Source organism: Streptomyces sp. NPDC059142, assembly GCF_042755665.1.
Classification (GTDB): Bacteria; Actinomycetota; Actinomycetes; order Streptomycetales; family Streptomycetaceae; genus Streptomyces.
In genome coordinates this window covers 16,682-35,298 of the sequence record NZ_JBHZDA010000075.1, presented here as the reverse complement: position 1 = coordinate 35,298, position 18,617 = coordinate 16,682, and the positions used below count along the sequence as shown (strand labels likewise).

20 protein-coding genes are annotated in these 18,617 nt (G+C 70.6%); 10 read left to right on the top strand and 10 right to left on the bottom strand.

The genetic code is table 11. From position 1 onward, the window contains the following. Positions 1-339 precede the first annotated feature (339 nt). The gene (locus ACFXPK_RS24040) at positions 340-714 is read right to left on the bottom strand and encodes a hypothetical protein (protein WP_385078455.1); all 375 of its coding nucleotides are present in this window, start codon (positions 712-714) and stop codon (positions 340-342) included. A 523-nt stretch (positions 715-1,237) separates the two neighbouring features. Between ACFXPK_RS24040 and ACFXPK_RS24035 the strand changes: the two genes are divergently transcribed. The 6 genes from ACFXPK_RS24035 (at position 1,238) to ACFXPK_RS24010 (ending at position 8,456) form a co-directional block, all read left to right on the top strand. Beyond that, positions 1,238-2,053 carry a GntR family transcriptional regulator gene (locus ACFXPK_RS24035; RefSeq protein WP_385078453.1) on the top strand — a complete coding sequence of 272 codons (816 nt, stop codon included), beginning with the start codon at positions 1,238-1,240 and terminating at the stop codon, positions 2,051-2,053. A gap of 724 nt (positions 2,054-2,777) precedes the next feature. Continuing rightward, complete coding sequence (locus ACFXPK_RS24030) at positions 2,778-4,073, top strand: hypothetical protein (protein ID WP_385078450.1); 1,296 nt, start codon at positions 2,778-2,780, stop codon at positions 4,071-4,073. 89 nt (positions 4,074-4,162) lie between these two features. Continuing rightward, positions 4,163-5,614, top strand: a complete 1,452-nt coding sequence (locus ACFXPK_RS24025) for a replicative DNA helicase (protein ID WP_385078447.1) — start codon at positions 4,163-4,165, stop codon at positions 5,612-5,614. Positions 5,615-6,545: 931 nt separating this feature from the next. Then, positions 6,546-7,124 carry a hypothetical protein gene (locus ACFXPK_RS24020; RefSeq protein WP_385078445.1) on the top strand — a complete coding sequence of 193 codons (579 nt, stop codon included), beginning with the start codon at positions 6,546-6,548 and terminating at the stop codon, positions 7,122-7,124. 110 nt (positions 7,125-7,234) lie between these two features. After that, complete coding sequence (locus tag ACFXPK_RS24015; protein WP_385078442.1) at positions 7,235-7,816, top strand: hypothetical protein; 582 nt, start codon at positions 7,235-7,237, stop codon at positions 7,814-7,816. Positions 7,817-7,952: 136 nt separating this feature from the next. Beyond that, entirely contained in the window at positions 7,953-8,456 is a 504-nt protein-coding gene (locus tag ACFXPK_RS24010; RefSeq protein ID WP_385078439.1) for a hypothetical protein, read from the top strand. 134 nt (positions 8,457-8,590) lie between these two features. Here the strand turns inward: ACFXPK_RS24010 and ACFXPK_RS24005 are convergent, their stop codons facing one another. Then, the gene (locus tag ACFXPK_RS24005) at positions 8,591-9,373 is read right to left on the bottom strand and encodes a class I SAM-dependent methyltransferase (protein WP_385003185.1); all 783 of its coding nucleotides are present in this window, start codon (positions 9,371-9,373) and stop codon (positions 8,591-8,593) included. A 96-nt stretch (positions 9,374-9,469) separates the two neighbouring features. Between ACFXPK_RS24005 and ACFXPK_RS24000 the strand changes: the two genes are divergently transcribed. Then, a complete protein-coding gene (locus ACFXPK_RS24000) occupies positions 9,470-10,117 on the top strand; it encodes a CGNR zinc finger domain-containing protein (protein ID WP_385003188.1) in 648 nt (215 codons plus the stop codon). Here ACFXPK_RS24000 and sodX read toward each other — a convergent pair. After that, positions 10,003-10,473, bottom strand: coding sequence for a nickel-type superoxide dismutase maturation protease (gene sodX / locus ACFXPK_RS23995; RefSeq protein WP_385003191.1), 471 nt, complete (start codon positions 10,471-10,473; stop codon positions 10,003-10,005). The two genes, ACFXPK_RS24000 and sodX, sit on opposite strands and share 115 nt — an antisense overlap. Before the next feature lie 150 nt (positions 10,474-10,623). Between sodX and sodN the strand changes: the two genes are divergently transcribed. Then, entirely contained in the window at positions 10,624-11,019 is a 396-nt protein-coding gene (gene sodN / locus ACFXPK_RS23990; RefSeq protein ID WP_385003194.1) for a superoxide dismutase, Ni, read from the top strand. A 147-nt stretch (positions 11,020-11,166) separates the two neighbouring features. On the opposite strand, the gene ACFXPK_RS23985 is transcribed toward sodN, so the two are convergent. The 3 genes from ACFXPK_RS23985 to ACFXPK_RS23975 all read right to left on the bottom strand — a co-directional run bounded on the left by ACFXPK_RS23985 (position 11,167) and on the right by ACFXPK_RS23975 (position 13,526). Then, on the bottom strand, positions 11,167-11,529 hold the full coding sequence (locus ACFXPK_RS23985) for a DUF4190 domain-containing protein (protein WP_385078435.1): 363 nt from the start codon (positions 11,527-11,529) through the stop codon (positions 11,167-11,169). Positions 11,530-11,563: 34 nt separating this feature from the next. Beyond that, positions 11,564-12,943: a protein kinase gene (locus ACFXPK_RS23980; protein ID WP_385078432.1), complete on the bottom strand. Its 1,380-nt coding sequence runs from the start codon at positions 12,941-12,943 to the stop codon at positions 11,564-11,566. 184 nt (positions 12,944-13,127) lie between these two features. Then, the gene (locus ACFXPK_RS23975; protein ID WP_384999585.1) at positions 13,128-13,526 is read right to left on the bottom strand and encodes a RidA family protein; all 399 of its coding nucleotides are present in this window, start codon (positions 13,524-13,526) and stop codon (positions 13,128-13,130) included. Positions 13,527-13,678: 152 nt separating this feature from the next. Between ACFXPK_RS23975 and ACFXPK_RS23970 the strand changes: the two genes are divergently transcribed. Further along, positions 13,679-13,828, top strand: a complete 150-nt coding sequence (locus ACFXPK_RS23970) for a hypothetical protein (protein ID WP_384999582.1) — start codon at positions 13,679-13,681, stop codon at positions 13,826-13,828. 30 nt (positions 13,829-13,858) lie between these two features. On the opposite strand, the gene ACFXPK_RS23965 is transcribed toward ACFXPK_RS23970, so the two are convergent. Beyond that, positions 13,859-14,857, bottom strand: coding sequence for a LysR family transcriptional regulator (locus ACFXPK_RS23965; protein ID WP_385078427.1), 999 nt, complete (start codon positions 14,855-14,857; stop codon positions 13,859-13,861). A gap of 211 nt (positions 14,858-15,068) precedes the next feature. On the opposite strand from ACFXPK_RS23965, the gene snpA reads away from it, so the two are divergent. Continuing rightward, the gene (gene snpA / locus ACFXPK_RS23960) at positions 15,069-15,725 is read left to right on the top strand and encodes a snapalysin (protein ID WP_384999573.1); all 657 of its coding nucleotides are present in this window, start codon (positions 15,069-15,071) and stop codon (positions 15,723-15,725) included. A 101-nt stretch (positions 15,726-15,826) separates the two neighbouring features. Here snpA and ACFXPK_RS23955 read toward each other — a convergent pair whose 3' ends face one another. The 3 genes from ACFXPK_RS23955 to ACFXPK_RS23945 all read right to left on the bottom strand — a co-directional run bounded on the left by ACFXPK_RS23955 (position 15,827) and on the right by ACFXPK_RS23945 (position 18,411). Continuing rightward, positions 15,827-16,270: a DUF6304 family protein gene (locus ACFXPK_RS23955; protein ID WP_384999570.1), complete on the bottom strand. Its 444-nt coding sequence runs from the start codon at positions 16,268-16,270 to the stop codon at positions 15,827-15,829. 323 nt (positions 16,271-16,593) lie between these two features. Then, positions 16,594-17,145, bottom strand: coding sequence for a GNAT family N-acetyltransferase (locus ACFXPK_RS23950; protein WP_384999604.1), 552 nt, complete (start codon positions 17,143-17,145; stop codon positions 16,594-16,596). A 216-nt stretch (positions 17,146-17,361) separates the two neighbouring features. Continuing rightward, positions 17,362-18,411, bottom strand: a complete 1,050-nt coding sequence (locus tag ACFXPK_RS23945) for a family 2 encapsulin nanocompartment cargo protein polyprenyl transferase (protein ID WP_384999601.1) — start codon at positions 18,409-18,411, stop codon at positions 17,362-17,364. Between the last annotated feature and the right edge of the window lie 206 nt (positions 18,412-18,617).

Genomic DNA, 18,617 nt, shown 5'->3' with positions numbered 1-18,617 from the left:
ACACACACCCCCACCCCCCCCCCCCCTTTTGATTAACGTCTGGTGGGCTCGGATTTGCTCCCCACCCCCGGACTGCCGGGCCGCGCCGACGGCGCGAACGATGCGAAGGGGATACGGACTGGTCAGTGGGGATGCGGCCTGCCGGACGCCGGGCTCCCGCCGTAGTCGTGGTCACGACCGGTCGGGGGCGGCGGCGTGGAGGGCTTGGGCCGGACCGGCAACGGCGGCTTCGACGTCGTCACTTCAGCCCCCCGACATCCCCGTGCCGCCGGAGATCGGCCTCCGCCTTCCTGCGGGCCTCCTCCGCCTTCTTGACCGCCTCGGCGGTGTCGTTCTTGCTCATGCCGCCCACCCCCGCAGCAGCAACTCGTCGTGCTCGTAGCCGCCGCGGTCGTCCTCGTCCTCAATGTCCTCGATGACCCCGGCCCGGACCTCGTACATCAGGCCCACCAGGGCGGTGGCGTACTCCATGTCGGCGAACCCGACGACCGTCATGTCCGCGAGGGCGTCCTCACGGGCCTGCCGGGCGTACGCGCCCTCCGTGCCGACGACCGGACCGAGGATCAGGTCCACGTCGACACCGAGCACCTGGGACACCGTCAGCCGCAGCTCAGCAGCCGCGACCAGCGTCACCCCGGTCCTCGTCGTCCTCTTCTTCGCGGCGGGGCCGGCGACGATTCGCCTCCGGACACGCTCATCGGTCAGACTGATCATGCGGATCAGCTCCCTGTGAGATTGGGCTTGGTCCGTGCAGACCCCCGGCACACATGGCGTTGCACCGCCGTGTCGGGGGTCGCGCCGTCTGTACGGCGCGGTGAGCGGACAGGGACTCGCACCCGTGGCCCCACCCCTGGGGCCCTCTGAGATCCGCTCTCGGGCTGCCGTGCGGCCAACCCCCCGCTCAAGACCCCACCAGCAGAAAACCACTGGTGAGAGGGTCGTCTCGTCGTCATGACGGCAGGGGCGCCGCGCCCGAAATTCAGGACTCTCTGTTGAGTTCTTCCCACCGGTACACCGGGCTCGGTACAACTCCGAGGCAGTCCGGCATCGCCGCAGGCGTCGGCTAAAACCTAGGTTTTTGCCCGCCTGGAGAAGATGACACCATGACCGATGGCGCATGTCAATAACCCTAGGTTTTTTCGCCATCACCTGGACAGCGGGAGGTGGCAGGCGTTAAAACCTAGGTCTGAACTAGTGTTGGTGGTGACGCCAAGTAGCCAAGGAGAGATGCATCCCGATGACCGAACCCAGCTCCATCAAATGGCGACAGCTCGCGAACGAGCTACGCGCCAAAATCCAGGACGGCTCCTACCCCCCTGGATCGACATTGCCGCAGCTCAAGGCATACGCGAGTGAACTGGGGATTCACCACGAGACCGTTCGTGTGGCCTACAAGGAGCTGGAGAAGGAAGGGCTGGTTCGGACGATTCAGCGTCGTGGTTCCGTCGTGCTGGAGCCTCCGGTCCGGCGTCGGATCACGCGCGGCGTCACCGTCACTCGCGATCCCGCGCGAGGCTATGTGTTCCCCGCCGCGTCACGACCGGACGAACCGTGGCAGGTTCACGGTCGCCCGTTCCGCAAGGTAGTACCGGCCCCGATCCAGGTAACCGACCAGTTTGGGCTTGACCCCAACAGCGAGGTACTGCGTCGTCGGCGAGTCACCAGCCCCGCCGGCGAACCGCCGTTCCAACTCGTAGACACCTGGCTCAGCCCTGACGCCGTCGAGGTCGCCCCGAGAGTCGCAGATGCGTCCCCTGGCCCTGGCGGATACCTGGACAGACTCGAAGAGGCTGGCCACGGTCCGATCCAGTGGGAGGAGACGTCCCGAGTCAGGATGCCGGACCGCGAGGAGGCAAGACTCCTAGAGATCGCACAGTCCATCCCCGTACTGGAGTCCACGATCGTCGGAATCTCGGCCCTCACCAACAAGCCGATCGAAGTCACGATCCGCGTGATCCCGGGGGATCGCGTTGAGTTGGCGGGAAAACTTCAGAGGGGTGAGTCGGCCCAGTGGCCTGTTGACCCCGTCGAAGTCTCCGAAGCAACCACCTAGGCAGGCCCGACCGGGGAGAACGCCCTCCGCCGCATCCGACGACACTCCGAGACGCAGGGGGGTAGCGCCGAAGCTCGCGCCGGAGAGGGAGAATACGGCCCGTACGACAGCAAGCTCAGATGCTTGCCCGCCGCGATGCCAACCATAATGGTCAGCATCGCGGCACTCCGAGTAACCGCGCAGGCGGCGAAGCCCACGGAACTGAGAGGCCTAGGCATGAAGGTCACCTCGCGCACGCCCCACTCTGGGGGGCCGCTGACGACGGTGCGGACCTGCCCCACTCCCGCAACAACGCACTCGCCTCGCTCCCGGCCACAAGGCAAGATCGCTGGGTGTCTTCCAGCGGCGCCCTCGCGCCGTACGGACAGAACTGGGCCAGCCCCATGACATGACGATGGCCGCCCTGCCTGCCAGCAGAACGGCCATCCGAATCGACTCCCGCCTCCACAGCTTGAGTCGTAGGTCGGCGATGATGACGCCGGGGCCCGAGCCCTGCCAGGGGCCCGAGGTCACCACCTCAAGGATAGAGCGAGCAACGGCGAACGCGCAGCAGCGTGTCCCAGGTCACCCGCTCTTTTCCGTCACTTGCCGGTCTGCGGCTCCCCAAACCATCCGTAGGGGAGATCTCGCAAATGTTCCAGTCCCACCCGCCGACACGCAGCGTCGCGGCGCCGACGCATTCGGTCGTGCGTGCCGACGTATCCGCTGCCGGGGCGGTGTCGCCGTGAAGCGCCCGCAGAAGGTCCTAGCCGCCGCCGCTCCGCTGGACGACGACGAGTTGTTCGAGTTCTCCGGCACCATCACGGACTACTGGTCGTACACGATGGTGCGCGACTACGTGATGTTGATGCCAGGGATGACGCATACCGCGTACCGGCTCTACAGCCTGCTGCGGTCGATGGTGACCGAGGCGTCCCGCCGGCCGCGCGGCGGCATGCGGCGGATGACGATCGACCAGTTGTGCTGGCTGCTGCCGGGACCGAACGACAAACCCCTGTCTGTCAGCGCGATGTACGAGGTCTTGAAGACCCTGGAGAAGCTGAACCTGGTCGTACCGAAGGACGCGGTGGAGCTGGCGGGGATCACAAAGCTGAAGGGCAAGGCACGGGCCGTCCACGGCATCAGCCGCGGTTTCACCGTCCACGACATCCGGCCCGCCGACGTCCACATCGGGTGGCGCAACGCGTGGGACAAGCTGGACGCCTACCGGCCGGACTGGCGGGACAGCCCGCCGCAGCCGCCGACCCACCTCACCGAGGTGGAGACCTCTCCTAACGGCCACACGCTGGCTCACGTGCGGCTGGTTGACGCCAACGGGGAGCCGTTCCAGAAAACTGGAACGCCCCAGGTTGAGGGTGCCGAAGGCCTCTCATTCCAGAAAACTGGAACGCCAGACCAGAAAACTGGAACGCCAGACCAGAAAACTGGAACGGATCTTCCCCTGACCAGCGAAAACGATCACCCTCTAAGAAGCTCTCTCAAAGAAGCCTCTCTCTCTCCTGTCACGGCTGTCCCAGCGGTACCCGGTGACTCGGTTGAGGAGACGGTCGGGGAGAGAGAGATTCCGGCTGCGCCGACGAACAACACCACGTCGCCGGGCCTCGATGTCAGCGAAGAGACCGCCGTGGCCGCTACTGCTGTTGCTGAGCAGTTCGCGAAGCGGTGGAAGGACGAGCGCGGCACGCGGCCGGGCCGCCGTCAGTTGGACAGCATCGCCCTGGATGCGGCCGAGGCTCTTGAAGCCGGGGACTCCGTGGAGTGGCTGACCCAGTCGGTAGTTCCGTTCATGGTCAGTCGTAGCTACCTGGACCTGGCCCGGGCGAAGACTCACTCCCAGTGTCCGGCGCCACGCGGTACGAAGGTGCCCGGTCAGCGGCCCGTTGTTCTGGAGTGGTGCGGCGAGTGCAACGACGGCACTCCGCCCCAGCTCGTCGGTGAGCGATTCCGCCGACACGACGGCTGTCTGGTGAAGTGCCCGGATTGCCACCCGGGCGGTGTGCGGCAGTCCGCTGCCGTGTGATCCGCCCCCGATAGACGTCACGGCGGCCGTGCTCCCGCGAAGAAACCGGCCGCCGTGGTGATCCCAACCCGTCGAAGAGAAGAGATCTGATGACCAGCATGACACCTCAGCCCCCCTCCAGCGAAGCAAGCCTGTTCGAGGACGACCCGGTGATGGTGCCTGCCCAGGACCGCGGTAAAGCCCCTGACACCTTCCGTGCGGCGTCCGACGGGTTCGACCGCGTTCCGCCCCAGGACCTGGACGCCGAGCAGTCCGTCCTGGGTGGGTTGCAGCTTTCCAAGGACGCAATCACCGAGGTCATGGAGATCCTCAAGGGCTACGAGTTCTACAAGCCCGCCCACGAGACGATCTACAACGTCATCGTCGACATGTACGGCAAGGGCGAGCCGGTCGACCCCATCACGCTCGGAGCGGAACTGACCGGGCTAGGCCAGATCTCGAAGATCGGTGGCGCGCCTTACCTGCACGCTCTGGTTCAGAGTGTGCCCACTGCTGCGAACGCCTCGCACTACGCCGAAATCGTCCGCGACAAGTGGAAGTTGCGGCAGGCGATCGAGGCCGGTACGCGAGTGACCGCGATGGGCTATGCCCAGGACGCGGATCCGGCTGAGGTGATTGAGGCCTCTGCTGCTCGGCTGCTGGCGCTCCAGGCCAGTTTCGACATGGGCAAGGACCCGGCCGGGTGGGACGCGCCCATGGAGGAGCTGGTTGAGGCCTGGGAGGACGATCAGGCGGCAGGTGAGGATCCAGGTCTGCCCATGCCGTGGCAGGACCTCCAGGCCATGCTGTGCACCGTTCCGGGCCACCTTGTGATCCTCGCCGGGCGCCCCGGTATGGGGAAGTCGGTGGCGTTGCTCGATCTCATGCGCCACCTCGCGGTCGTCCATGGCCGTCCGGCCGCGTTCGTCTCGCTGGAGATGGCCCGCCGCCAGATTATGAACCGCCTGATCGCCGCCGAGGCGGAGATCCCGCAGCACCACATCCGCAAGCGCGCCCTGGAGTCGGATCAGTGGGCGAAGTACGACAGGGTCCGCAGCCGGATCACCGGCGCGCCGCTGCGGCTTGTTGTTCCGCCCGGCGGCATCACCGTGCCGCAGGTCCGCTCGGCCCTGCGGCGCTGGCAGATCGAGGACCGCATGCCTCACGCGCTGGCGATCGACTACCTCCAGATCGTCAAGCCCGAAGGCCAGGGGCGAGGGGGGAATCGCACCAATGAGGTCGACACCATCGCCCGCGGTCTCAAAGAGCTTGCTCTGGAGTTCGACATCCCGGTCTTTGCTGCCGCGCAACTCTCCCGTCAGACCACCGGCCGCGACAGCAAGGTTCCGCAACTGTCCGACCTCCGTGAGTCCGGCGAGATCGAGCAGGCCGCCGACGCGGTGATCCTTCTACACCGGGAGGACTACTACGAGCCGGAGAGCGAGCGCGCCGGCGAGATCGACATGATCGTCGCGAAGAATCGAGAGGGATCGACAGGAATCGTGACCGCCGGGTTCCGCGGCCGGTTCAGCAAAATTGAGGCCATGGGTCAGGGCTTCTGACCGCTCGCTCACCTGCATCCAGCTCTACTGATCTCCGCCCGCCCCGGGGCCGGTGGGACCACACGGTCTCACCGGCCCCCTTTTCTGTTGGGTGATCCGGAACCCGGGCAGGGCCAGGGGAGGACTTGGGCATCCGGCAGACGCGGCTGGACCTCTCTGCGGGGAGCGGTCTGCGGCCTTTCGGCGGCTCGCGGCGCCCTGGTTGTGGTCGTGGCGAAGTGGTCGTGGCGAAGTCCGTCGGGTTCCTCTGGTCGGCGCGGCCGTGGGGGAAAACAGTCTCCGGCGGCGGCCCGGGTCCCGGCGGGCGGGCCGGGCGCGATGCGGTCGGCCCGCGATGGAGCCAACGGTTCAGACGCGGCATCGGTGGATTGGTTTACATGGCCGCTGCTCCGCCGTCCGCTGGCATCGTCGTTGCGGACGTAATCCGGGCAAGCGGCGGAGGGGTGGGGTGGGGGGCCCGGGTCCGGAGAACCGGCGGCACCCGCCGTACGGGGCGCGGACCGTACCCCCGCCGTCACGGATGCGGGCGCGTGAGGCGCCCTATCCAGGCCCGGGAATGGGCTGGCGGGGAGCACCTGCTGCCGCGCTGCGGCCGGGGCCGGTGCGATCGCTCCGCGTCGGTGCCGGTCTCGTCGTGGCCGAGGAGCGTGTCGTCGGTGGGTGTCCGGCCACCGCGGGGACCCGCCGCCCACGGTCCGTGGAGGGTGAAGACCCTAGGTGGCCAGGGCCGTTCGTGACGCTGCCAGCGCTGCCCGGAAAGTTGCCTGAGACTCCCTCAAAAAGGCCTTTGACCAGCGGTTTTGTGGCGTGTTGGATTTGACCCACACCCTAAAACTTGAGAGTATTAGTTATGTCGGAAGGGGGCGGGAATCCCCTCCCGGCACCGGCCCCCCGGGGCTGCACCGAAACACCTCAACGACAGGGGAGATTCATGAAGACCCGCGCCGACTACAGCTTGATGGCGGACCGGATGTCCGAGCTGATGGAAGTGCTCTTGCAGGAGGGTCCCGGTTGGTTCGCCATCGGGCTGGCCGACGGCTGCCACGACTCCATCGCCTACCGCACGCGCGAGGACGCCGAGGCGAACCAGAGTGTTCCGTGCGCCTACGTGCGCATCCCTGAGGTGCGTTCGTTCGCGCAGAGGCTCGACTGCCCCTTCACGGTCGACGAGTGCGCGGACTACCTGTGCACCACGGACGCTCTGCGCGATGTCGCGCCGAATCGCACGCCCATCGTCCTCGGCTCGACCGCAGGTCTGATCGGTCTGCCGGGCGTGGCGTATGGGGCCGAGTTCACCAAGGTCATCCGCCGCCCCGGGGTCGAGCGGCCCGAGCGGTCCACGGTGATCGACATGGAGGTGTGGGCCAACCTCGTCCTCCATCTCCCCGGGAGTCACCGCATGGCGTCCACCGACGGCAGTGCCGTCTATCTGAGCATCCAGGAGCCGGACCAGTTCCCGTGCGAGATCTCCTACGTGCCGACCGGCACCATCTACGGCTCCGAGGGCTGAGCCCGGCTTAGCCGGGGCTGATTGGCCATCATCCGCGGGCGGGCGGGGGCGGGAATCCCCGCCCGCCTGCGGGCCCGAACACCGAAACCACCTCTACAGGGAGTACGACCATGAGCGCCACCTTGAAGACCCGTATCGGGGAGCCGGACATCGAGTGCCGCTACCCGGTGATCATCGGGCAGGACCGCGTCATCGGGCAGGCCTACCGCTGGCACCGTGACTGGCTGGTCATCACCAGCGAGGGTGAGCACAACCTCCGTCGCCCGCCCACCGGCCCGGGCTCCAAGCGGGCGAGCGGCATCGACATGGCCGCCGCGTACCTTGCCGAGGAGTACGCCGCCGGTCGCGTCGGCGCGGTCGCGCTGGAGCAGATCCGCGCCGAGGCTCCGAAGCCGCTGAACGGCCCGGTGCCCCTGCTGCACCCGCGGATGCCCGCTAGCCCGCGCAACATCGCGGGCGCGCACACCGCGTTCGCCGGACTCACCGAACACCACTGGCGGGCCGTCCTCCATGGCTTCCCCGGGAGTGACAACCCCTGGTACCTCCAGTGCGAGCTGTGCCCCTGGTCCGGCGTCCGCTACTGGAGCCACCACCGCGGGCGCAACGGCCAGCCGCCGTCCGCCTTCCGCCACGAGGGCGGATGCATCGGCGCGGAGAAGGTGCGCGCCCTGATCCCCGCCTACCAGAAGTAGCCCGCTGGCTGCCGGGCCCGGAGTGCTCCGGGCCCGGCGCTACCGGCCGCACCACACCGCCCGGGCGCCGGCGGGGCGGGAATCCGGCGCAGCCCGGGCCACACCGAGGAACCTCAACTTCCCTGGAAGGGACAACATGAACGTGTTCGAGCCGACCGAGCAGGCCTGCGCCGCCGCCACCCGGGCCATGGTGATCGCGGATATCGCCCGCCGCCGCACCCTGTTCGCCTCCGCCTGGGACGGCAGGGAACTGATCCACATCGCCGAACTGCTCGACACCGTCGCCGTCTCGCTCTACGAGGAGGAGCCGGACGCCGCCCACGGCATTCCGGAGCAGGCGTGGTGCGCCCTGGCCGACGCCGAGTACACGGCGAGCAACGCCCCGGGCACCGGATTCCCTCCGGAGTTCGGGCAGTACATCACACACGCCGTGGACCGCCGCCCGCTCGCGGTCCGCAACCCTTTCGGTCCCGCTGGCGCCGCCTTCACCGCCGACGATGCCCGGCTCGTCGCCGCGCTGGAGACCCTGCACGGCCACCTCTCCTCGGCGGCCACCGAGGAGGTCGCCCAGGCGCTGTTGCAGGGCGTGCTCGCCCTGTACCAGCAGCGCGCCGGGCTTCACCGGCTCACCCGGGGGTGACGCCGTTCCGTGCGCGGGGGGGGGGGGGCGGGGGCCCGGCGCCCCCGCCCCCCCTCCGCCCACCCTGTCCACCACCGAGAGCCCCCAGGACGGCCGGCGATTCCCGCTACTCCGGCGCCACCGCTTCAGCGCCGCTACTTCAGTGCGAGGACGAGCGAGTCGGACGGCGAGGACCAGACGGCACGGGCCTCCCCGAAGCCGGCCTCGCGCAGGGTGCGCGTGTGCCACTCCACCGGCGGGGTGTCCCCGTCCGCGTGCTCGCCGAAGATCCGGAACCGCTCGGCGGTCGGCTCCGCGAGGACCGGGTCCCGGCCCGCCAGCTCCCACCACCCGGGCCAGTCGACGGCGCCCGCGGCCCTGGCCCGGTCCATGGCGAGGTGCCGGTGGGCGCGCTCGGCCTCGTTGATCCGGGGTGTGGACGCGTCCGGCATATGGTCGGCGTTCATGAAGACCCCGCCCTCCCCGACGACCCCGGCGAGCTGCCCGTACAGCCCGGCCAGCGGCTCCCGGTGGAGCCAGTGCAGCGCGGTGGCGGTCAGCACGGCGTCGTACGAGCGGTACGGCAGCAGCCGCGGCCAGTCGGGGTCCTTGAGGTCGGCGGTCACGAAGGTGACCCGGTCGTCCCCGGCGAAGGTGCCGCGGGCGATGGCCAGCAGGGCGGGGTCGAGATCGACCCCGGTACTGACCGCTCCGGGGAACCGATTCAGCAGTCTGTCCGTGATACTTCCCGTACCGCAGGCGAGGTCCAGCACCCGCGGTTCGGGGCCCACCGTGGCCTCGACCATGTCCAGCATGACCCGGAAGCGCTCCTCCCGGTCCGGGAGATACCACTCCTGCTGGCGGTCCCAGCTCTCCTGCCAGGCCCGCCAGTCGGTCGCGGCGGCCTTCGCGACGCCACTGGTCCCTGTCTCCGTCATGACACCCTCCCCCATCTCGGTAATACCCTAGAAGCAGTACGAGCCATTACACCTCTCGCCCATCCAGACCCTAGACCGCTTCCGTAAGGACTACAAGTGGAACTGGCCTCTTACTCGGACTATGCCGTACGCCTGGTGAACACCGAGGAACCGGCCCGCGGCACGGACACCCTCACCTCGGTCGAGGCCGTGCGCGCCCTCTTCGGACCCAACTCGCAGGCGGCCCGTCGCGCCGCCGACGCCGACGTGACGCGCTTCCGTTCCGTACGGGCGCGGCTGCGGGCCGTCTTCACCGCCGCCGACTCCGGCGAGGCCACCCAGGCGGTCGACCTGCTCAACTCGCTGCTGCTGGAGTTCCCGGTGAGCCCGCAGATCTCCGGGCACGACGTCCTGGACGACGAGGGCCACCCCCGCTGGCACATGCACCTCGCCGAGCACCCGTCGAACGCGACGGCGGGGTACGCGGCCACCGCCGCCATGGGCCTCGCCTTCCACCTCACGGAGTACGGCGTCGACCGGCTCGGCCTCTGCCAGGCGACGCCGTGCCGCAACGCCTACCTGGACACCTCCACCAACCGCTCACGCCGCTACTGCTCGGACCGCTGCGCGACCCGCGCCAACGTCGCCGCCTACCGGGCCCGCAAACGCCTGGAGAGCGACAGGCGCCTGGCGGACGAGCGCTCGGCGAGCACCGGACGCACCCCGCGGGCCAGCCAGGACACCACCGCGCGCGCCGAACGCTGATCGCCCAGCGGCCGGTACCGCGCCCTGACCCGCCCCAGCAGCAGCTCCTCGGGCACCGCCCCGAACACCCGGCTGTCCCCCTCGGCGCCCGGATTGTCCCCGAGCACCCACCATCCGCCGTCGCGCCGCTCGGCCAGCCGCTTCACGATGAGCAGATCCTGCTGGAGCGGATGTCTCAGCACGGCCACGTCCCCGGCCCTGACCGGGGCGCCGTACCGGACGAGAAGCTGATCGCCGTGTCTGAGCGTCGGATACATGGACGGCCCGGTCACCTCCGCGATCCCCCACGGCACCCGCGGCTCCCGCCCCGGCACCGGCTCGGGCCCCAGCCCCGGCTCCTGCCCCAGTTCCGTCATACGGCACCTCCCGCTCCCACCGTACGTTCCGCCGCCGGTCCCGTACCGACCCCGGACTTTTGTCCTAAGCCCAAGGGGGCACTCGCGAAATACCTCTTCTCACGGAGTAATGTCCCACCTGAGAAGACGATCACGAGGAAGGACAGCACCATGCTTTCCCGCCTGTTTGCCCCCAAGGTGACGGTCAGCGCCCACTGCGACCTCCCCTGCGGCGTGTACGACCCCGCCCAGGCCCGCATCGAGGCCGAGTCCGTCAAGGCCGTCCAGGAAAAGATGGCCGGCAACGACGACCCCCACTTCCAGGCGCGCGCCACGGTCATCAAGGAGCAGCGCGCCGAGCTGGCCAAGCACCACGTCTCGGTGCTGTGGAGCGACTACTTCAAGCCCCCGCACTTCGAGAAGTACCCGGAGCTGCACCAGCTCGTCAACGACACCCTCAAGGCGCTCTCCACCGCCAAGGGCTCCACGGACCCGGCGACGGGCCAGAAGGCCCTGGACTACATCGCCCAGGTCGACAAGATCTTCTGGGAGACCAAGAAGGCGTAGCGTGCCCTCCTGTGCGGCGCTCCCCGGCGGAGTGCGTACGCGCAGGTCACCAGGTGCGACGAGGGCTCGACGGCCACGGCCGTCGAGCCCTCGTGCGCGTCCGGCCCCGGGGCGGCGCCGGAGCGGCCCACTCGCCGCGGCCATGGTTCAGTCCAGCGTGCCGAACAGGAGACCCAGTGCGGCCAACGTCCCGGTGAACACCACGAACACCAGCAGGGATACGAGGATCAGCAGCCAGCCGGTCACGATGCCGAACAGGGCCAGGCCGCGGTCGCGGGCGTCCGGGCGCTTGCCTCGGCGGCGGCCCAGGTGTCCGGCAGGGACGGCGACCGCGCCGAACATGAGCAGGGCGAACGTGTAGTGGTTGCCGTACGGCAGCCAGAACATCGGCGTCACGACGACGGCCACGATCAGGCCGATGCCCGAGGCAGCCGACCAGAAACTCACCCGGGCGGGCGCGTTGCGGGGCTGGAGCGTCGGCGCGGCCGGCTCCCGCGTATCGCTGGTCACGACGGTTCTCCCCCGACGGACCGTCGCACGCGCCTCATGGCACCGCCTTGAACAACTGGGCCGCGGACACCAGGCCGAGCAGTACGTGCGCCAGCAGCGGGATGAACGCCGTCGCCTGGAAGACCGCGAGCGGGACGCTTCTCCGCTGCCCCACCGGCGACGAGCCGCCTCTGGCGGACAGCCAGACGCCGAACCCGCAGCAGATCAGCGGGATCAGCGAGAGGGACCCGGGAAACGCCTGGAGCATCACCGCGGGTGCGAGCAGGCCGTACGCCCGGCGCAGTCGGGCCGCGCGCGCCTTGTTGTCCGCGGGTGCGCGTACCGGGTCGGGAACGGCCCGGACGCCGTGGGCAGGGGGCCGGCCCGGGCCCGACCGGTAGGCGTGAGCCGCCACGGGCGACGGCGAAGGAGGAGTGGGCGGAGGAGTGGGAGGCAGGGGCGGCAGGACAGGGTGCGGGGTGGCCACGGCGGCGGGCGGGCGGGGCGCGGGACGGGCGGCGGCGGTGATCGTCGCCGCGCCATGGACGCGTTCCCGCAGGTACTCGATCCGCGCGCGCATCTCGTGCGCGTCCTGGAAACGGTCGTCCGGGTTCTTCTCCAGCGCGCGGGCCACCAGCGCCTCGACCCCGGCCGGCACCGGGACCCCCGCGGACGCGAGCGTCGGCGCCGCCGTGGTGACGTGCAGATAGCCGAGGGAGATGAACGAGTCGCCGTCGAACGGCAGCTCACCGGTGATCAGTTGGAACAGGACGACGCCGACCGCGTACAGATCGGACCGGCCGTCGACCGGCCGCCGGCCCTCGAACTGCTCGGGCGACATGTACTGGGGCGTCCCGGGCGTCATGCCCGTGGCGGTCAGCGCCGTCCGCTCCGGCCCGGAGACGTCGAGCGCGCGGGCGATGCCGAAGTCCATCACCTTGAGCGCGCCGGCGTCGGTCACGATCACGTTGGAGGGCTTGATGTCGCGGTGCACGATGCCGGCGGCGTGACTGGCCGTCAGCGCGGACAGCACCTCGGCCGTCAGCTCCAGGGCACGGTCCAGCGGCAGGCCCCCACCGGTCGCCGAGGACCGGGCGAGCAGCGCGCTCAAGGTCTCCCCGCGGACGAACTCCATGACGAGGTACGGGGCCGTCCGGCCGTCCTCGAACCGCTCCTCCCCCGTGTCGTGCACCGCGACCACACAGGGGTGGCTGAGCCCGGCCACCGCCTGGGCCTCGCGCCGGAACCGGGCGCGGCACCGCTCGTCGTACGCGAGCGCAGCGAGCATGCTCTTGACGGCGACGGTGCGGTCGAGCGCCGTGTCATGAGCCTTGTGCACGGCGGCCATGCCGCCCTGCCCCACCTGTTCCTCGATGCGGTAACGCCCGCCCGCGAGTGTCACGCCCGTCCGGATCGGCCCGGTCACGCCCGCCATGCCGTGTCCCCTCCCCCGTCCCACCCGTGGCGGAGCCGTCGGAAGGTGACGAGCGGCCAGGTGGGCCAGTGAGTATACGGCCCTTGATCACACCGGTACGGAGGACCGTGCAGGGGAGCGGGCCCCTGCTCGGCACGGCCCCGGCTCGTCCCCGGCGCGGCGCGGCCCCGGCCCATGGCTCCGCTCAGGGGATCTCCGCCACCGCCGTGATCTCCACGAGCTGGCCCGTGTACCCCAGGCACGCCACCCCGAGCAGCGTCGACGTGTGCGGGCCCAGCGTCAGGCCGCTCGCGCGGACGACCTCCCAGACGCGGCTGAGGTCCGCCGGGTCCGAGGCGGCCACGTAGACCGTGGTGGCCACGACATCGGGCAGACCGCAGCCGATGGCGCTCAGCGCGCTCTCCAGATTGGCGAGGACCTGTTCCGTCTGGGCGACGAAGTCGTCGGGGCCGATCAGTTTGCCGTCGGCGTCGAGCGGTACGGCGCCGGCCAGGAAGGCCAGGCGGCGGTCCGTGGCGACGATCGCTGCGTGCGCGTAGTCCGGCGGCGGGAAGAGGCCGGGCACGGTCATGCGGTGGGCCATCTCAATACGCTCCTCGAATCGCCCCTGGGGTGTCCACCTGGGGATACGGCTGAACACCCCGGCCTGCTCAGCCCGACCGGCCGCATTCGTACCGCTGAACGGTTTCCTCTAGTCTGCGGACTCATCGCGTCACGGGACGGGGAGGGGTGGCCGTGGGCCTGCGGATACGAGGGGTGGTCCTGCCGGGGCTGGTGGACGGCGCCCCGGCGGACGTGGTGGCGTACGACCGGGATCCGGTGGCGCACCCGGAGGTTCTGGGGTGTCCGGAGCGGATCGTCCTCAAGGGCCGGGTGGTGCGGTGAGCCGGTCGCCGTGGGCGGCGGGGCCGGTTCTCAGGCCGCCGGGGCGTGGAGCAGGGGGCTCTTGTGGCGGGTGAGCCAGCGCCGGTAGTCGACGGCCCGTAGCGCCGCCTCCCGGTACGCCGCCTCCAGGTCCGCGAAGACCGCGGCTTCGAGGGCGCGTTCACCGGGGGCGCCGCCGAGGCCGATCGCGCCGTCCACGGGGGAGAACCGCGAGAAGAGCAGGAGCCGTACCGCCAGCGGGTCGTCCCGCAGGGGGCGGATGACCATGTCGTCGCGCGGGCCCGAGGTGGGCTGGCAGGGGGCGACCGCCTCGCCGACCGCGATCAGTGAGGCGGCGGTGAGGTAATCGCCGTGCAGGACGCGGGGGTTGAGACCGGCGGCGCCCAGCACGCGGCGCAGGCCGTCCCATTCGCCGTCCACCGTGGGGTCGACCATCCAGCGGTCCCCGGCGAGGTCGGCCAGCTCCACGACCTGGCGGGCCGCCGCCGGGTGGTCCCGGGCCATGGAGACGAACTGCGGCTCCCGTTCGACCAGTACGCGACGGGCGAGCCCGTCGGGGACCGCCAGCGGGCAGCCCTCCACCTCGTGGACGAAGGCGACGTCGAGCTGGCCGGCCGCGACCATCCGCAGCAGCGCGCTCGGCGAGACGTCCATGTGGAGCGAGATGTCCGTGCCGGGCAGCCGGTGCCGCAGCCGGCGCAGCCAGCCCGCCAGCGCCCGACTGGCGGTGGAGCCGACGCGCAGCCGGGGTCCCGCGCTGCGGTCGGCCGCCGCGCGTGCCTCGGCGACGAGGGTGGCCATGCCGGAGACGAGCGGCCGGGCGCGGCTCAGCACGGAGTGGCCCAGCGGGGTCGGCCGGCAGCCGGTGCGTTCGCGGGAGAACAGCTCGGCCCCCAACGCGTTCTCGATCCGGCGCAGTTGTGTGGTGAGGGACGGCTGGCTCATCCCCAACTGGCGTGCCGCTTTGTGCAGGCTGCCGGTGTCGGCGATGGCGCACAAGGCGCGCAGATGTCTCACCTCCAGCTCCATGTCCCAGAGAGTAGAGGGGCCGAATGAGCCGCACCAGATGGTCAAAACGCAGTAATTGGCGCCTGATTCGAAGAAATACCGCCGGGATTCTACGCGGGGTGATGCGCTGGTGTTATCGGCGGCTGACATCATCCGCCCCGGGGCGAACTCATCGAGACTCTGCGGTACCCGAATCCGTGCACCGGACGAGCAGGAAGCAGGAGCCCCCCACATGCGACACCCCAAGCCCGCACTTTCGGCAGCTCTCACCGTCGGTATCGCCTTCGCGACCGCCTTCGCCCTCACCCCCGCCGCCTCCGCGGCGGACACCGAGACGGCGCCCACCGCCTCGTACGCCGCGTACGAGGGCTCGAAGGAGGAGGCGGCGAACAACAAGGCGTTCTTCGACGCCGTCGTGAAGTCGGTCGCCGAGAAGCGCGCCGCGAACCCCGGCATCCAGGCCGTCACCGTCGTCTACAACGCCTCGGCCGCGCCGCGCTTCGCGAGCCAGATAGCCGCGAGCACCTCGATCTGGAACGCCGCCGTCTCCAACGTGAAGCTCCAGGCGGGCACCAGCGGCGTCGACTTCACCTACCGGGAGGGCAACGACTCGCGCGGCTCGTACGCGAGCACCAACGGCCACGGTTCGGGTTACATCTTCCTGGACTACGCGCAGAACCAGCAGTACAACTCGACGCGGGTCACCGCCCATGAGACCGGGCACGTCCTCGGTCTGCCCGACCACTACTCGGGCCCGTGCACCGAGCTGATGTCGGGCGGCGGCCCCGGCACCTCCTGCCAGAACGCCCAGCCGAACGCGGCGGAGCGTGCGCGCGTCAACACCCTGTGGGCGAACGGTCTCGCCGCCGCCCTGGCCAAGCTCTCCTGACCTCTCCCCCGCACCGCACGCGAAGGGGCGTCCCCGTATCCACCCCCCACGGGACGCCCCTTCCGTGTTCCCGCTTCCTTCCGGGCAGGGGGCTCAGCGGTTCAGGACGCGCCGACCAGCGGCCGGTCCGCCAGCTCCGTGTTCACCGGGAGCTGGCGCCTGATCCGGCCGAGCGCCTCCTCGAAGCCGCCGCCGGCGATGCCCGACGCGTACGCCGCCCCGCCGCAGTGCAGGGTCAGGCTCAGCTCCGCCCGGCCGACCGGCCCTTCCGCGTCCCGCTCACCGAGCGCGAGCAGACAGCTCAGCGTGGCCTGTTCGACCGTGCCGTCCGAGCTGACGGGCAGGGGGATGTCCCACTCCATGACGCAGGAGGACAGCACCCCGCCCGCTCCCACCGCTTCCAGTACGGCGAAATCCACCCCTTCGTACTCAACTCCCCTGATCTGCGTACGCACTTGCTGTCCGCCCGCGGTCAGGGTGATCGCTTCCGCCCCCTGGCGGTCCCGGTACCAACCCGCCCATGAATCCGTCGACTCCGCTGTCATGGCGCGGACTGTAGCGGTAGCAGATCTTCCGCCGCAGCACGGGTCACCGCTCGCGTGCGCGGTTCCTGACGAGTACCCCGTTTTCGAAGTCCCGCCGTGACGCGGGCGGATGCCCGGCGTTGGCGGGATCCGTTCCGCCGTGGTCCTTCTCCGGCCCCCGGACCGGTGGGTCCGGTGTGACCATCAACTCGTCGGCCCGGAGTCGCCGTTGCCCCGGGCGGTCCGCTCCCGCCGGTGGGGCGGGGGACGGCGCCCGTGTCCGCCGGGGTGGGCGGTGCCGGAGCTTTCCGGCCACTTCTTCGGCGGACGGCGGGGCCGAGGGCTCAGCGGTCCCGCGGCTCGCGCCACATCGGCCACATGTGCGGCCCGTCGGGCAGGTCGACGGTGGTGCCCGTGAAGTCGAATCCGAGCCGCTCGTAGAGGCGCCTGCTGCGGGCGCTGCTCGCCTCCAGATACGCGGGGACGCCGTCCCGGTCGCACCGCTCCAGCACGGATTCGATCAGCGCGCGGCCCACTCCGCGGCCCTGGCGCTCCGGGGACACGGCGATCATCAGCAGATACGCGTGCGCCCGGTCGTGCGGGTGGACGGCGCCGGTCAGCCGGCCGACCAGCTCGGTCCGCTCGTTGTCCGGGTCGGACACCTCCCGCATCAGCGCGGGTGTCCGGTCCTCCTCCTCGGGCAGCCCCGCCTCCACATGGAGCCAGAGCGCCATGGCGGTCCCGTCCTCCAGGAGGTCCACCCACCCCTCGGCCAGCGCGACATCGGCGAACACCCCGAAGAAGAGACCGCTCAGTTTCCTGCGGCTGTCCTCCTCTGGGAAGACCCACCGGGTCACCGGGTCGGCCTCGAACGCGTCCTCCAGCAGCCGGATCAGCGTCGGCCGGTCCTCCTCGGTGGCCCGTCTGATCCCGCTGGTTCTGGCCCTGCCCACGTTGTCCACGCTCACGGTCCGGTCCTCCAGTCATGACGTCAACTTGCCGCCCTGATACTAGAGTTGGGCTGAACGCACCGAGTGAGGGGACGGGTGCTTTCCGCAACGGCCGTGGTCAGCGGGGTGACGGGCCGCTCGGCGGGGTGACGGGCGGTGGGGTCAGCGGCTGCGGCGGGTGACGAACTCCGCGAGCGAGAGGAGATCGCCCGCCGCCGCCAGATCGGGCACGGCCCGGGAGAGCTGCTGGACGGCGCGCGACATCCGCTCGGCGGCCTCCTGCTGCGCCCAGTCCCTGGCCCCGGCCCGTTCGACGGCGTCGGCGGCGCGCCGTACCCCCTCGGCGTCCAGCGGGCGCCGGTACAGCTCCGCCAGTTCCTCGGCGGCCGGGGTGCCCGAGGCCAGCGCCGCGACCACCGGCAGCGACTTCTTGTGGGCGGCCAGATCGGCGCCGACCGGCTTGCCCGTACGGTCGGGGTCGCCCCAGATGCCGATCAGGTCGTCGATGAGCTGGAAGGCGAGCCCCGCCTCCCGGCCGAAGGCGTCGACCGCGGCGGCCTGTTCGGGCCCGGCGCCCGCGTAGAGCGCGCCCAGCGCACACGACGCGCCCAGCAGCGCACCGGTCTTGGCGGTCGCCATGGCCACGCACTCGTCGAGGGACACCTCGTGCGGGTCCAGGGACTCGAAGGCGCAGTCCGCCTGCTGGCCCGCGCACAGCTCGATCACACAGGACGCGAGCCGCGCCGCGGCGGCGGCCGACGCCGGGTGCGGGTCCTCCGCGAGGAGCCGTAACGCGAGGGCGAACATGGCGTCGCCCGTGATGATGGCGTCCGGCGTGCCGAAGACCGTCCAGGCGGTGGCGCGATGGCGCCGTACGGGGTCCTCGTCGATCACGTCGTCGTGGAGGAGCGTGAAGTTGTGGGCCAGCTCGACGGCGACGGCGGGCCGTACGGCGGCGCGCGCGTCCCCGCCCAGCGAGCGCGCGGCGGCGAGCACGAGCGCGGGTCTGATCGCCTTGCCGGTCCGCCCCGTACCGCCCGGCGCCGGGATCCCGTCGGCGTCCGCCCAGCCGAAGTGGTAGAGCGCGACCCCGCGCATCGCTCCGGGCAGCCTCTCGACGGCGGAGCGCAGTTCGGGATCGACCTCGGTGCGGGTGCGCTCCAGAAGAGCCACGGCCTCGTGGCCCTCGGTGGCTGCACCGGTGCTGGTCATGGTCACGCGTCAACTTCCTCTGAGCGGCTCTACGGCTTACGGCTGCCAGGCGGTGCGGCGGGTACGGCGGAGGGCGCCACGGCGGGCGGCGGTACGGCGGACGGCGGTACGGCCGTACGAGGCCGGGGGGCGCGCGCGGGGGCCGTGGGGCGCCCCCGCCGCCGCGACCACACGCCCCCCCGCCCCCCCCCCCCGCCCCTCCCTCA

Excerpts from the sequence above, each read along its gene's own strand:
- ACFXPK_RS24040 (WP_385078455.1), bottom strand. The coding sequence starts at position 714 with ATGATCAGTCTGACCGATGAGCGTGTCCGGAGGCGAATCGTCGCCGGC.
- ACFXPK_RS24035 (WP_385078453.1), top strand. The coding sequence starts at position 1,238 with ATGACCGAACCCAGCTCCATCAAATGGCGACAGCTCGCGAACGAGCTA.
- ACFXPK_RS24025 (WP_385078447.1), top strand. The coding sequence starts at position 4,163 with ATGACCAGCATGACACCTCAGCCCCCCTCCAGCGAAGCAAGCCTGTTC.
- ACFXPK_RS24020 (WP_385078445.1), top strand. The coding sequence starts at position 6,546 with ATGAAGACCCGCGCCGACTACAGCTTGATGGCGGACCGGATGTCCGAG.
- ACFXPK_RS24015 (WP_385078442.1), top strand. The coding sequence starts at position 7,235 with ATGAGCGCCACCTTGAAGACCCGTATCGGGGAGCCGGACATCGAGTGC.
- ACFXPK_RS24010 (WP_385078439.1), top strand. The coding sequence starts at position 7,953 with ATGAACGTGTTCGAGCCGACCGAGCAGGCCTGCGCCGCCGCCACCCGG.
- ACFXPK_RS24005 (WP_385003185.1), bottom strand. The coding sequence starts at position 9,373 with ATGACGGAGACAGGGACCAGTGGCGTCGCGAAGGCCGCCGCGACCGAC.
- sodX (WP_385003191.1), bottom strand. The coding sequence starts at position 10,473 with ATGACGGAACTGGGGCAGGAGCCGGGGCTGGGGCCCGAGCCGGTGCCG.
- sodN (WP_385003194.1), top strand. The coding sequence starts at position 10,624 with ATGCTTTCCCGCCTGTTTGCCCCCAAGGTGACGGTCAGCGCCCACTGC.
- ACFXPK_RS23980 (WP_385078432.1), bottom strand. The coding sequence starts at position 12,943 with ATGGCGGGCGTGACCGGGCCGATCCGGACGGGCGTGACACTCGCGGGC.
- ACFXPK_RS23975 (WP_384999585.1), bottom strand. The coding sequence starts at position 13,526 with ATGGCCCACCGCATGACCGTGCCCGGCCTCTTCCCGCCGCCGGACTAC.
- ACFXPK_RS23965 (WP_385078427.1), bottom strand. The coding sequence starts at position 14,857 with ATGGAGCTGGAGGTGAGACATCTGCGCGCCTTGTGCGCCATCGCCGAC.
- snpA (WP_384999573.1), top strand. The coding sequence starts at position 15,069 with ATGCGACACCCCAAGCCCGCACTTTCGGCAGCTCTCACCGTCGGTATC.
- ACFXPK_RS23955 (WP_384999570.1), bottom strand. The coding sequence starts at position 16,270 with ATGACAGCGGAGTCGACGGATTCATGGGCGGGTTGGTACCGGGACCGC.
- ACFXPK_RS23945 (WP_384999601.1), bottom strand. The coding sequence starts at position 18,411 with ATGACCAGCACCGGTGCAGCCACCGAGGGCCACGAGGCCGTGGCTCTT.